This is a genomic window from Acinetobacter sp. YH12040 (assembly GCF_013420005.1).
GTDB classification, from domain to species: Bacteria; Pseudomonadota; Gammaproteobacteria; order Pseudomonadales; family Moraxellaceae; genus Acinetobacter; species Acinetobacter amyesii.
In genome coordinates this window covers 1-13,339 of sequence record NZ_VOZB01000008.1, presented here as the reverse complement: position 1 = coordinate 13,339, position 13,339 = coordinate 1, and the positions used below count along the sequence as shown (strand labels likewise).

5 protein-coding genes and 1 pseudogene are annotated in these 13,339 nt (G+C 40.6%); 5 read left to right on the top strand and 1 reads right to left on the bottom strand.

What is annotated here, in order from left to right; translation table 11 throughout:
* The first annotated feature begins 99 nt into the window (after window positions 1-99).
* The 5 genes from FTT99_RS10305 to FTT99_RS10285 all read left to right on the top strand — a co-directional run bounded on the left by FTT99_RS10305 (window position 100) and on the right by FTT99_RS10285 (window position 11,831).
* Complete coding sequence (locus FTT99_RS10305) at window positions 100-870, top strand: ThiF family adenylyltransferase (protein WP_180093340.1); 771 nt, start codon at window positions 100-102, stop codon at window positions 868-870.
* Between the two features lie 115 nt (window positions 871-985).
* On the top strand, window positions 986-2,800 hold the full coding sequence (locus tag FTT99_RS10300) for a tetratricopeptide repeat protein (RefSeq protein ID WP_180131631.1): 1,815 nt from the start codon (window positions 986-988) through the stop codon (window positions 2,798-2,800).
* A 236-nt stretch (window positions 2,801-3,036) separates the two neighbouring features.
* A complete protein-coding gene (locus FTT99_RS10295) occupies window positions 3,037-6,453 on the top strand; it encodes a type VI secretion system Vgr family protein (RefSeq protein ID WP_180131628.1) in 3,417 nt (1,138 codons plus the stop codon).
* 64 nt (window positions 6,454-6,517) lie between these two features.
* The gene (locus FTT99_RS10290) at window positions 6,518-11,572 is read left to right on the top strand and encodes an RHS repeat-associated core domain-containing protein (protein WP_180131625.1); all 5,055 of its coding nucleotides are present in this window, start codon (window positions 6,518-6,520) and stop codon (window positions 11,570-11,572) included.
* A gap of 1 nt (window position 11,573) precedes the next feature.
* Window positions 11,574-11,831 (top strand): hypothetical protein, encoded by a 258-nt coding sequence (locus FTT99_RS10285; RefSeq protein ID WP_078192682.1) that lies wholly within the window; start codon window positions 11,574-11,576, stop codon window positions 11,829-11,831.
* 174 nt (window positions 11,832-12,005) lie between these two features.
* Here the strand turns inward: FTT99_RS10285 and FTT99_RS10280 are convergent.
* Window positions 12,006-12,937: pseudogene (locus FTT99_RS10280) on the bottom strand (IS5 family transposase).
* Window positions 12,938-13,339 lie beyond the last annotated feature (402 nt).

Sequence of the window (13,339 nt, the reverse complement as noted above, 5' to 3'; positions counted from 1 at the left end):
TGCCGCTCTGTTGCGCTGTCTGCTGAATTGCGTTTTATCAAAGAAAATAAGTAGCGAATTTGCTAAAATGGCGGCTGATTTAACACAGCTTCCAAACCTATGACTGAACTGCTCCAAGATGATGAATATGACCGCCGTTTTGCTGGCGTAGCCAAAATATATAGTGATGAAAGTTTTCATCATTATGAAAAAAGTCATGTCATGGTGATTGGGATCGGTGGAGTAGGCTCATGGGCGGTCGAAGCTTTAGCGCGTACAGGTATTGGTGAGCTAACCTTGGTCGATATGGATGTAGTTGCTGCATCGAATATTAATCGACAATTGCCTGCCATGAGCACGACACTGGGACATGAAAAAATTGAAGTGATGGCAGAGCGCTGCCGTGGGATTAATCCCCGAATCAAAATAAATTTGATTGATGATTATCTCACACCCGAAAATGTCAAAGAAATTTTGGCAGGTGCTCCTGACCTAATTTTAGATTGTATTGATGATGTGAAGGCCAAATTTGCCTTAATGCTACATTGCCGTTTTAATAAAATTCCGTTGATCGTTTCCGGTGGAGCAGGGGGTAAACTTGATCCGCTGAAAATCCGAGTCGCAGATTTATCAAGAACAGAGCAAGACCCGATGTTAGCCAAATTGCGCACACAATTACGCGGCAAAGGCATTTGTAAAAAGCCGAAAGAAAAGTTTGGGATTACCTGTGTTTATTCGATTGATAATCCATTTTCCAGTGCTGATGTTTGTCCAAGTGCGGGCTTACGTTGTGGTGGATATGGTTCAGCAGTAGTCGTGACGTCCAGCTTTGCGATGGTGGCTGTGTCAGAGGTGCTCAAAAAACTTGATGCAAAACGAGCAAAAGCATGACAGCTATCTCATTTTGAAAAAAATAAAGCACCGAATTCGGTGCTTTTTTTGTATATAGAATTAAAATCAGACACAATGTTGGAATAATTAAAATATTGATTTTTTTGGGGCGAGTATGTGGTTTTTACTGATACTAATTTTGGGGATGGGAGCACTTGCGTTTTGGATGTGGAAAAGACCCGATCCAGTAAAACGCGATCAGGCTAAAGCGGTTGGGCATGACTTGTGGATAGACCAATTAGATGCACAGCTGAAATTTGCAGAACGTTTAATGCTTGATGCACCAACCGACTATGCGCGTGCCTATGAGTTGTATCAAAATTTGGCCAAACAGCATGAAATTCCGCAGGCCTATGTCGCTATGGGGCAGATGCATTTACAAGGCTTAGGCCGAGAAGTCAGTGTGGAAAATGCGCTGGCTTTATTGGAAAAAGCCAATAGTTTAGGTAGTGATGATGCTGCATATGTGTTGGGGCAAGTTGAAGAAGGTATCTATGGCGGTGTACCCAATCATGAAAAAGCGCAGTATTGGTATCGACATGCGATTTCACGCGGTCATTTGGATGCGCAATATCGACTCGCTGAATTAAACCCAGAAGATCAGACACATGCCGAGCAGCAACATTTAGATTTGTTGCAAAAAAATGCGGACAATGGACATGCCAATTCACAGTATCAATTGGCACAGTTCTATTTAAACCAAGCCACGCCAAATATTGCTCTAGGATTGGAATATTTACTGAAAGCTGCTCAACAAGACCATATGGCGGCTATTCAGCAATTGCAGCATTTCTATGCTCAAGGAAAGTATCTTGCGCAAAATGATGAAAAGTCATTGCAATATTTAAAGCGAGGATTGCTACTCGGGCACCAGCAGCAGTTGTATGAATATTATCAAGCAGTATTGATGGGTAAAATCGACGTCGATCAGCGTCAGCGGGTTTATCATGACCTTTTGCAGCAGGCCAAAGAGCACAAAGTTGCAGCAGCCAGCCGATTATTAGGCATTGCACATTTTCATGGTTGGTACTTGGAGAAGCAGGAAACTTTAGGTTTTCGCTTTCTGACCGAAGCTGCTCAACTTAAAGATGCTGAAGCGATTAGTCTTATTGCAGCGCTATATTTTGAAAAGTATTTGGTTAGTGATGATCCACAAAAAGCATTTGAGTTATATCAAACAGCGTATCAATTCAAACCCTTATTGATTAACCAAGTTGGTTTGGCCCTATGCTATCTACACGGCGTCGGTGTTGAGCGAAATATCAAGCAAGCGCAGCAACTTTTAATTGAAGCTGCTAGGCATTTAAATGATATGTCCATTACTTGTGTCGCTGATCAAAACTATGTGATTGGACGTTTTTATACATTGCCAGAGTATCCATTAGCACATCGTGATCAGTGTCTGAGTTATCTGGAAAAAGCCGCAGAACAAGGTTCGCAGGATGCTGCTTGGTATCTCTACCGTTTAGCCGTGGACAATATCTTGCCTGATCTACAGTTTGATGAAGCTCAAAGCCAGCGGGCATTGTTGAAAGCGGCAAAATTAGGTCATCCTGATGCACTTACGCAACTAGGTCTAGTTAATTTAAAAGGACAATGGGGAACACAAGATTTCCAACAAGCGTTGCAGTATTTCTCGCAAGCGGCGGGATTAGGAAATGTGACTGCCTTGTACCAGCTTGGTGAAATGTCAGAACATGGTTTGGGTGTGCAGCAAGATTTAACTCAGGCACATAGTTATTATGCACAAGCTGCTCAGGGGATGAGTGCTGCGGCGTTAACGCGATTGGGCTATTTATATATTCATGGCATGGGCGTAGAGCGTGATCTTAAAATTGCACAGCAATATTTGGAAAAAGCGGCCTTGCAAGGCTATGTCGAAGCACAAGAACAATTGGAGAATATTCACGCATTTTTAAATACCAATTAATCGTGATGCAAGGCAGTAAGGTGGTATGAAGAGACCTGAAGTTTAGTTTGATGGTCTCTACATTTTTTTAATGCAGAAATAAATAGAGTAAAAATAACATAAAGAATTGATGTAGAAATTTGAATTTTTACTTACATAAAACCCAAAAAAGCAGGCAGATTATGCCTAGAAAAATATGAGTTTTTTTGATTAAATACCCCGCATATTTTATAAAAATCTGATTTTAGATAATAACGATGCTGAACAATATTTATTCTGCACTTGAGAAATTGGGCATTAGTCCACAAAAACGTGCCTTGCATATTCAATTTTCCAATACCACGCTGAATGAACAAGTATTCTTGCAACGTATTGATGGGGAACATGCCTTAAGTGAAGGTTTGAATGTTCAGCTCATCTGTCTCTCAACTTCTGCCACGCTCGAACTGAAACAATTTATTGGCACGCAAGTCGCAATCGATCAGGTGACCGATGCTGGGCAACTTTTTCGTATTACCGGGATCATTACTGAAGCATTTCAAGGCCAAAGTGATGGTGCATTAACGCTATATAAGTTGACCTTAGAAGATGCAACGGCATTATGGCATAAGCGTCGTAATAGCCGTGTGTTTATGAATAAATCGGTCAAAGATGTGGTCGAGATTATTTTTAAGGAATGGCAAAAAAAGAGCCCACTTTTTGCAGCGAGCTTAAGTTTGGACTTAAGTGGCTTAAAAAAAGAGTATGACGTTCGACCATTCATGATGCAAAGTAATGAAACCGACTATGATTTTATTACCCGCTTATTACGCAGTGAAGGCATTCATTGGTTGGTTGATGAAGCTCAATCTTTTGTAACATCGTCTGCGGCACCCATCGCAGCCCAAAAGCTACGTTTGATTGATGATAATAGTCAATATCAAGCTTTGGAGCGACGTAATATCCGTTTTCATCGCAGTAGTGCGACTGAAAAAAATGACAGTATGACCAGTTTTATCGGTCAGCGCAGTCTGCAACCGACGTCGGTACATGTGCAGAGGTGGCAGGCAGATGTGCTTGAACAGGACGAGGGTGGTGGTGCAGTACAAAGCAAGCACCTACATAGTCAAAATCAAGATAATGCGAGCTTAAGCTTAGAGCAGGCATGGCATGTGAGCCCTGCATGGATGCAAGATCTGAATGGTGAAGATGCTGCAACTGCCTCTAATAGTGCTCAAGTTGAACGTCTCAATCAAAATTTTAGTGATTATTATGCGGCTCAAGCCAAACAATTTATTGCCAAAAGTACCGTACGTGATACGCAAGTTGGTTATTGGTTCAAATTGGATGAGCATCCAGAGATTGACCAGCATCGTGGTGCAGATCAAGAGTTTTTGATTTTATCTAAGTCTTTTTATAATCAAAATAATTTACCCAAAGACTTAACCGATCAAGTTACACAACTGATCCATCAAAGTCAGTGGCAAGTCAAACAAAGCGATGCGGATGAACGCCAAGCCAATACCTTGGCTTTACAACGTCGAAATATTACGACCGTCCCTGAATTTAATCCACTTACACATCGACCAGTAACACATCCCCAACGTGCCAAAGTTGTGGGGCCTGCCGGTGAAGAAATCCATGTTGATGAATGGGGGCGGATAAAAGTTCGTTTTCTGTTTACCCGTTCCGATGATCATGGCCATGATGGCGGTGCAGGTGCGAATAATAATGACACAGACTCGGCTTGGGTTGATGTACTGACGCCTTGGGCCGGTGAAGGTTATGGAGCGCGCTTCTTACCTCGCATTGGTGAAATAGTCGTCGTTGATTTCTTTGATGGCAACATTGACCGACCTTTTGTCGTGGGTCGTATTCATGAAGCGCAGCGTAGTCCCACTAAATTTGACAATAAAGGACAATTACCCGATACCAAAAAACTTGCGGGAATTCGTTCCAAAGAAGTGGCGGGAGAGGGATTTGGTCAATTACGCTTTGATGACACCACGGGGCAAATTAGTACCCAGCTGCAAAGTAGTCATGGTGCGAGCCAACTGAACCTCGGTAAGCTCAGTCATCCAAAAGATAAAGCAGAAAGTGAAGATCGGGGTGAAGGTTTTGAGCTGCGGACCGATCAATGGGGGGCAGTACGAGCTGGACAAGGTTTATTGGTGTCGACTTATAAACAGGAAAAGGCCAATGGTGAACATTTAGATGCAGAGATTGCAAGAACACAGCTGGAGACGAGTCATAGTAATAGTAAGTCTTTAAGTGATATTGCAAAACAACAAAAAACAGATGAAATTGAATCTGTTGAACAGCTCAAAGCTTTTGCCAGTGAAATAGAAAAAGATATCGCTAAATTTAAAAAAGCCATTCTTTTACTTAACTCAGTGGATGGTATTGCACTGAGTACACCAGAGGATATTCATTTATCTGCAACAGGCATGATCAACCAAATTGCCGGTGATAGCATTAACCTAAGTACGCAAAAAAATATTGTGGGACAAGCTTTAGGTAAGGTTAGCTTATTTGCAGCACAAGGCGGTATTAAAGCCATTGCAGCGCAAAGCAAAATTGAAATTCAAGCACAGTCAGATGCTTTGGATATTTTGGCAAAAAAAGGAATTACGATTTCTTCTACTGAGGACAAAATAGAGATTAGCAGTCCGAAAGAGATTGTGATCACAGGAGCTTCTTCTCAAATTACTTTAAATGGCTCGGGAATTCTTGCTAAGACAGGCGGTAAATTTGAAGTAAATGCAGGGCAGCATCTATTTAAACCAGCATCGAGTGCTAGCAAGTCTGCACAACTTCCTGCTTCTAATCCGATGAAAGGGGCCTTAGAACTGCTCAAGAGCTATGGTGGTCAAGATTTCTTTAGCGGAACTGGATTTAAAGTGATTGATGCTTTGGGCAAGCAAGTTACAGGAAAATTAGACGGCAATGGCTTTGCTCAAGTAACGGGTATTGCACCAGGACCGGCTAAAGTTGAGTTTGACAAAGATCCTCGAAGTGCTTGGGATTCAGCGAGTCATTTTAAGCGTGACTATCAATGGGCAGAAAACGTTGTACCGGGAGCTTCAGACTTGATTCAGAATGCACTCGGGTCGTTGGGGCAAAATTTAACTTCACAGCTTAAAGATAACTTATTCAATTTAAATGCAGATTCTTTAAAAAATATAGGAAAAAATGCATTAAAAGATCTAGGTGGACAGGCATTAAATCAATTTAAAGACCAAGTCACCAACTCTGCACTATCTGCAATTTCATCGAAACTCAACTTGGGACTTTCTGCTTCACAAATGGCAAGTTTGGGTCAGGGTGCACAAGGCTTATCCAGCGTATTAGGTGGAAGTGGAATGAGTAACGGCATCGTTTCTGGGTCAACTGCTGCCGCAGTTCAGAACTCACAAGCAACCATTGATAAGGATATAGTGGGCCGTAAAATTTCTTATTCCACACGCGCATTGACTTATACGGAAACCATTCGAGAAGGCTCTGCAACGCCTACGAATGTGACAGCTGCACCAGTCGCAGTGCCTAAAGTGCCTGAAATAAAAGTAGCGGAAGCTGCACCAGAAAAAGCGATACCTGTCCTTGCCAGTGACGATGATTGGGTAGATAGGAAGCAATATTCAAGCCCTTATCTCACTTATAGCGAAACTACACGACCGAAAAAGAACAATGGTTAGCGTTTGCTAAAGCTAGCGCCAAACACAGTTTTAAATATTTAGAATTTGAGTAATAGGTTTTTACATGACAACTGATCAAAATGTTCAAAAAGAACAACAGACAATAAATAAGCCAGCCGTAGAATTGGCAATTTTCAATTTAGAGAGTGTGACGCATACTGAAGATCATAAGTTTATAGCACATCAAATTCAGGATTATTTAAAAGCGTGTGGAAATACCAGCCTTGAGCAGCTAAAAGCTAATGCAAATGTTCCGACTGTAGCGAATATCTTTGCATTATCTGGGGCAGTTTTAGACTTGTTATTATTTGCCACCGAGCAAGAACAAGGGGATGCCGCTGTACAAAAAATAGCAGTGCTGAGTATGAACCTGATAGGTTTGTATTTAGAACCTAAAGCTGAAGCTCATGTACGTATGGCTTTACGTCCTTTATTGGGACTCATGGCTGAATGCTTATATCCGCAAAATGGTAAGATCAAAGAAGCTGATATCCGTCGCATGTCTTTGCATTTAAATGCACAAATGGCAGGAGATTTAGAAAAGTTTCTGACTGAAACACAGGCCAAACTACCTAGCCTGCTTTCAGGTGCGACAAATTTAGGAACATCAATATTAAACACTTTTGCAGCACCTATTCAGTCGGGGCTGGTTTCACCGACTATTAGCTTTGGTGCAAGTGCTGAAAAACGAGATCCGGCAGAACAATTTAGCAATTGGGCAAAACCGCTGATTGATTTAAGTAAAACCAGCGCACTTGCCAATATGCTACCTAAAATAAGGAAAGAACAAACAGGCACGCTGCTACAAACTCAAGCAACTCAGGCATTGAGTTCATTTCCAAATGAAATTCAACGTCAAGCTAACGCAAGTCTAAAATACAGTTTGGCATGGCTAATTCAAGAAACCTTAAAAGCCATTAAAACTCAAGGTAACAAAGCCAATGCCAGTGTGCCGATTAATCAAACTGGGGAACATGAGCAGCACACCACAGGGGATACTTTAGAGTTTTTAGCTTTACAGGCTGACGCATTGAATGATTCGACTTGTTCGATTCCAAATGAGGATGCTACACCTAGTGATTCAGCAACTGATAACAGTATTAGTTATGCTATAGGTGCTGAACGGGTCAATCACACCGATTTTAATTTACCTAAAGTGGGTTTTAGCTTTAGCCGTCAATATAATTCGCAAATGCATGAGTTTGATCAAAGTCTCATGGGCGCGCGTTGGATGATGCCTTTTTCGAATGTCATCATCCAAAATAGAAACGGCTATTTGTTTATTGATAGTAATGGGCGCAAGCATCAGCTACCAGATTCAATTACCTATGAAGCATACACGGTGCCTTATGAAGGCTTTACGGTAGAACCTTTAGAAAATGAAGATTTGCTACTAAACTTTGGTTCAGCGTGGAGTTTCCATTTTCACAGCTTTAATGGCGGAAAACACTATCAGTTGATTCAGCAATTCAATGAAGAAACAGATGAAAAAGTTGCTTTAAGTTATTTACTATTTGAACAGCAGGCTTATCTACAAAGTATTGATTTTCAATTGAAGAAAGCTAAACACCAGCTCAAGTTTGCCTTTAATGATCAAGTAAAAGTTATCGCTGCTTTTGTGGATGAACAGGCAGAGCCAGTGTCACGTTATGAATATGATACGCAAGGCAATTTAATTAAGGCTGTAGATCAAAATGGTCACGTGCGCAGCTATGAATATAATGATGCGCATCAGCTGACCCGTTATACCGACCGTACAAGGCGTGGGCAAAATATTCGTTATGAATCCAAAGAAGCGAATGCCAAAGCCATAGCAGAATGGGCAGATGACGGCAGCTTTAAGACCCGTTTGGAGTGGCATCCACGACTGCGCCAAGTTGCTGTATATGATGCTTATGATGTGCCGACCTATTACTACTTTGATTTAGATGGTTTTACCTATCGCACACGCTTAGCCGATGGCCGTGAAAAATGGCTATCGCGTGACAGTCAAAAACGCATTACCCGTCAAATTGATTTTGCAGGCCTAGAAACCGAACAAATTTATAACGAGCAAGATCAGCTGATTAAAATTGTACAGCCGAATGGAGGCATCATCCGTTTTGCCTATGATGAAGCAGGAAATTTGACGGAAACTAAAGATCCAGAAGGTCATATTTGGAAAAAAGAATACGATGCAGACGGTAATGTAACGAAGGAAATTAATCCTTTAGGTCATAGCACGCAATATAAATACAACAACGATAATCAAATTGTCGAAATCATTGATGCCAAAGGCGGCGCTAAAAAAATTCAATACAATGATTTGGGGCAAATGACCGCATATAGCGATTGTTCAGGTAAAGAAAGCGCATGGGAATACGATGAAGAAGGCGCACTGACGGCCCAGCAGTCTGCTGATGCGCAGCAAGTCAAATATATCTACAGCTCAGAAGGTAAAGACAAAGGTCAGCTTAAAGCAATTGTCTATCCTGATGGTTTAAAAGAACAATTTGAGCATGATGAAGAAGGGCGCTTGCTCAAGCATACGGATACCAAAGGTTTAAGTACGCAGTACCGTTATAATGCTGCGGGTTTGCTCGAACAGCGTATAGATGCGAACCGTCATCAAATTGGCTATCAGTGGGATAAGCAAGGTCGAATTCAAAAGCTGATCAATCAAAACCATGCGGAATATTTATTTAGTTATAACCGTTTTGGGCAGTTGGTGCATGAACAAGCCTTTGATGGCGAAGAAAAGCATTATAGTTACAATGACAATGGTCAGCTGTTTCAAATACGTCAACCGAATATCCTGACCCAATTGGGTTATCATGCAGATGGCTCAATCGCTTCAAAAATCTATACGCATGTGCAAACACGTGTAAGCCAAACAGAAGAATTTGAATACAACCTGAATCATCAGTTGAGCAAGGCGACGAATAAAGACAGTCAAATCGATTTTTATCGCAACCCGCTTGGCCAATTGGTACGTGAACATCAGCACTACAAGGTGCCAAATTTAAAGCCGCTGACTGCAGTACTGCGTTATGAGTATGATGAGTTAGGTAATTTAACAAAAACCATCCGCCCCGATGGACAAGTGCAAACTAATTTGAATTATGGTTCCGGGCATATCTATGGCATCGCCTTTAACCAACAAGACATGGTGGCATTTCAGCGCGATGATTTACACCGTGAAACTGCGCGGATGCTCGCCAATGGATTGGTTCAAACCAAAAATTATAATGATGTGGGTTTACTCAGTTCGCAGCTGATTCAGCCAGAGCAAGAGACTTTAGGGCGAGTACAGCATCAGGCGGAACGGCAGTATTATTATGATCAAAATTATCTACTCACGCAGGTGAACGACAGCCGTTTAGGCAAGCTGAATTATCAATATGATGCGGTTGGCCGTTTGATACAGAGTCAAAGTGTGCATAAAACGGAAAGCTTTGCTTTTGACCCTGCGGGGAATTTAATTGACCCGATTGCCACGCAGGCGTCTCAAGTCAAAAGTAATTTGATTGCTCAATATAAGGGTAAAAACTATAAATACGATGCGCAAGGCAATGTGATTGAAAGCAGCCATGCAGGTAAAACATTAAAATTGACTTGGGATAACCTGAATAGATTGATTCGTAGCGATCATCAGGGGCAGGTGACTGAATATGGTTATGATGTATTTGGACGGCGTTTATATAAGAAAAATCAAAATGCGCAAACCCTGACCTTATTCGGCTGGGACGGTGACCTGATGATTTGGGAGTCACAGCAATCTAATGCTGTTGAAGAAAACTACACTAAGCATTATGTCTATGAACCGCAGAGTTTTGTACCGCTGCTGCAAACGGGTTATACAGGATTTATTAAATTAATTGAAACACCAGACTACTCAAGGTTCCAAACAGAACCTTATTCCATCTATAAAGACCCTGTATGGAAAGTAGAAACGAGAAAGAATAAAGCAGAGTTAGAACGCGTTATGTTTTATCATTGTGATCAAGTGGGTACACCACAAACACTCAGTAATGAGTTAGGTGAGTGCGTTTGGGAAATCAAACAGGATACATGGGGCACTTCTTTAGAGATCAAAGCGAGTGAAAACTCACTTGAACAAACCAATATCCGATTCCAAGGACAATATTACGATAGTGAAACAGGATTGCACTATAACCGTTATCGTTATTATGAGCCATATAGTGCAAGGTATTTGAGTAAGGATCCAATAGGCTTGTTTGGGGGAGAAAATAACAGTAGTTATGTAAGTGATCCTAATCAGTGGGTAGATCCGATGGGGTTGATGGGTGGGAAAGATAATGGATTATTTTGGTTAACTGATTCTGCCAGCGAGGAAAGCAACAATCAAATTAAGAATATGGTGCAACAATCTAGAAATAATCCAAATAATAAAACCCAACTAGAATTAATACAAAGTGATGCGGAAAAAGGGAGGGTTTTAAGAGCAAATACGCCTGCTGTAAGTCCTACAGAAAGTCAAAGAAATGATTTTCCTGTAATCAATAATAGTAGAGGTAGCAGTAACGGTGGAGTATTAGCAAAATTACTTCCAAATACTATGTCACCTTTGGCTAAAGATCCGCAACTCGCTCAGGATTTAAAGGCTCAAGGTGCTATGAGAAATAATAACCTAGGAGCTGTAGCCGTAGCGGGTTATGCCCCTTATGCTATTGTAGGTGGAAAAGAGGCAGCACCAGTGGTTTTAAAAGTAGGTCGAGAAGGAATAAAAAGTATACCGAGTTTATCGAAAACGGCTTTACAAAATGCGAAAAATATATCGGCAACGCCAGTGGGACAGGCTGTGGTAAAAACAACTGGTGGTAGTGTACTGGTGGATAGTAGTTTACAAGCAAAAGATATGTATAAATGTAAATGTTTACAATGGGATGGATCTAGATCTTTAGTTGCCGTTGGTACGGGAGCTGCTTTTGGAGCTTGGGGGGGGGCGATGGCACAAACAGCTAAAGTTCCATTTGTTGGTACAACGGGTGTGCCTACAGCCATTGCTGGAAAAAATACTGGTGGATTAGTAATTTGGGCAAATCAATTTGCATTACAACAAACATCATCTAGAGCAATTAATAGTAGCACCTCTGATGATAAGAAGCAGGATAAATAAAATGTTAACAATTCTAGTTGAAGTAATTTTATCATTTTTTATATCCAATTATGAATCTGAAAATTATCCTTATCTAGCAGGTTTCATAAAGGGAATAGTTTTAGGTATATCAGCTTTCCTCTTGGGGATGTTGATTGATGTTATTAATGATAAAATTATGGAAACACATTTGATAATATTATATTTCATTACTTGCATTGGTATAGGAATAATAGGAGGGCTATTTTTTATGTTTTTTACTTGGTTCACTAAAAAATAATACTAATAACATAAACGCTTGGTGTGACGGTTTTAAAAGCATAGGTGTGACGGTTTTAAAAGCATAAAGGAACCGATTAACTGCACAAAAGACATAAATTTGACCTACAGTTACTTTTAAAAGGCTTTGTTGCACAAAGATTTGAAATACAAAGCCCCCCTAATTGAGCCAAATTTAAGGCGTAACTTGGGTAAGTGGTCGACCTAATTCCGTAAATCTGTTGAGCACTGCTCCACGTGCATGGATCTCATTCACTTGGCTATCAAAACTCCTTGCACAGAGTTTATCTCCTAATAATTTAATGCAATGCATCTTAGTTTCAACCAAACTTCGCCGATGATAGCCTGACCATTTTTTCCATAGTGTCCGGCCTAAACGTTTAATTGTTCGAAATAATTCATTCCCTCTAGCGAGCTACTCTTTGTATCTTTCCATGGTTTCGCATTTTTTCTAGGTGGAATCACCGCATTCTCTTGCCGATCTGCAATGACCTGACGGCATTGCTTGGTGTCATAAGCTCCATCAGTATAAACAGAGTCAATCCGCTCATCTTGTGGAATCTGATTAAGTAAATCGCCAAGCACCTGTGAATCACTGACATTATTGGTTGTAAGCTGAACTGCTCGTATTTGTAGGGTTTTAGTATCTATACCAATATGAAGTTTACGCCATTGGCGACGATATTCAGGTCCATGTTTCTTGCGCTTCCATTCGCTCTCACCTCGAAACTTCATGCCTGTAGAGTCCATGAGTAAATGCAGCCCATCGCTACTTTTTTGTTAGCTGATTACAATATCAATATGCTTTTGTCTTCTACAAAGCGTGGTGTAATCTGGAGCTATCCAATTTAATCCGCAAATTTTAATCAGACTTTGCACAAAGCCAGTAACCATACGTAAAGACAGACGAAATAAGGATTTAATTATTAAGCAGCATTGGATGGCTGCGTCGGAGTAGGTTTGATTTCGCCCTTGTTTGCCTTTTGATGGCGCATACCATTGCGTAGCAGGATCAAACCAAAGGGCAATATTTCCGCGACTCATGAGTGCTCGGTTATATGCGGGCCAATTGGTTGTGCGGTAGATTTTGTGTGTAGGTTTCTTCATTTGAAAATTATATCGCTGAAAAAGCCTTTACAGATAGGTTTGTTCAACAAAGCCATTGTACTCCCTCAAAATTTTGATCTAGTAAATTTTTTAATATTCTTTTCTGCGATTTTTACTTTTTATTTATGTATATTATTAAAAGTTCCGCAGCTTCGTTAATATATCTCAGTGAAAACTCTGAACAAGTTTTTGATCTGTATGGCTTTAAAAATCCTCAAGAAATATATCTATTTACTGCATGACATGAAGATACATCAGAGAAATTAATTTTAGAGTCTATTTACGATTATCGAAAAGTTATTAAAGATGATCCTTATCCTGAGGATTATTCTGATAAGAAATGAAAAAGTCTATTTTATCTTTAATTGCATATTTTGCCCAAGATAATGATATCCAAAAATG

Excerpts from the sequence above, each read along its gene's own strand:
- FTT99_RS10295 (WP_180131628.1), top strand. The coding sequence starts at position 3,037 with ATGCTGAACAATATTTATTCTGCACTTGAGAAATTGGGCATTAGTCCA.
- FTT99_RS10300 (WP_180131631.1), top strand. The coding sequence starts at position 986 with ATGTGGTTTTTACTGATACTAATTTTGGGGATGGGAGCACTTGCGTTT.
- FTT99_RS10285 (WP_078192682.1), top strand. The coding sequence starts at position 11,574 with ATGTTAACAATTCTAGTTGAAGTAATTTTATCATTTTTTATATCCAAT.
- FTT99_RS10290 (WP_180131625.1), top strand. The coding sequence starts at position 6,518 with ATGACAACTGATCAAAATGTTCAAAAAGAACAACAGACAATAAATAAG.
- FTT99_RS10305 (WP_180093340.1), top strand. The coding sequence starts at position 100 with ATGACTGAACTGCTCCAAGATGATGAATATGACCGCCGTTTTGCTGGC.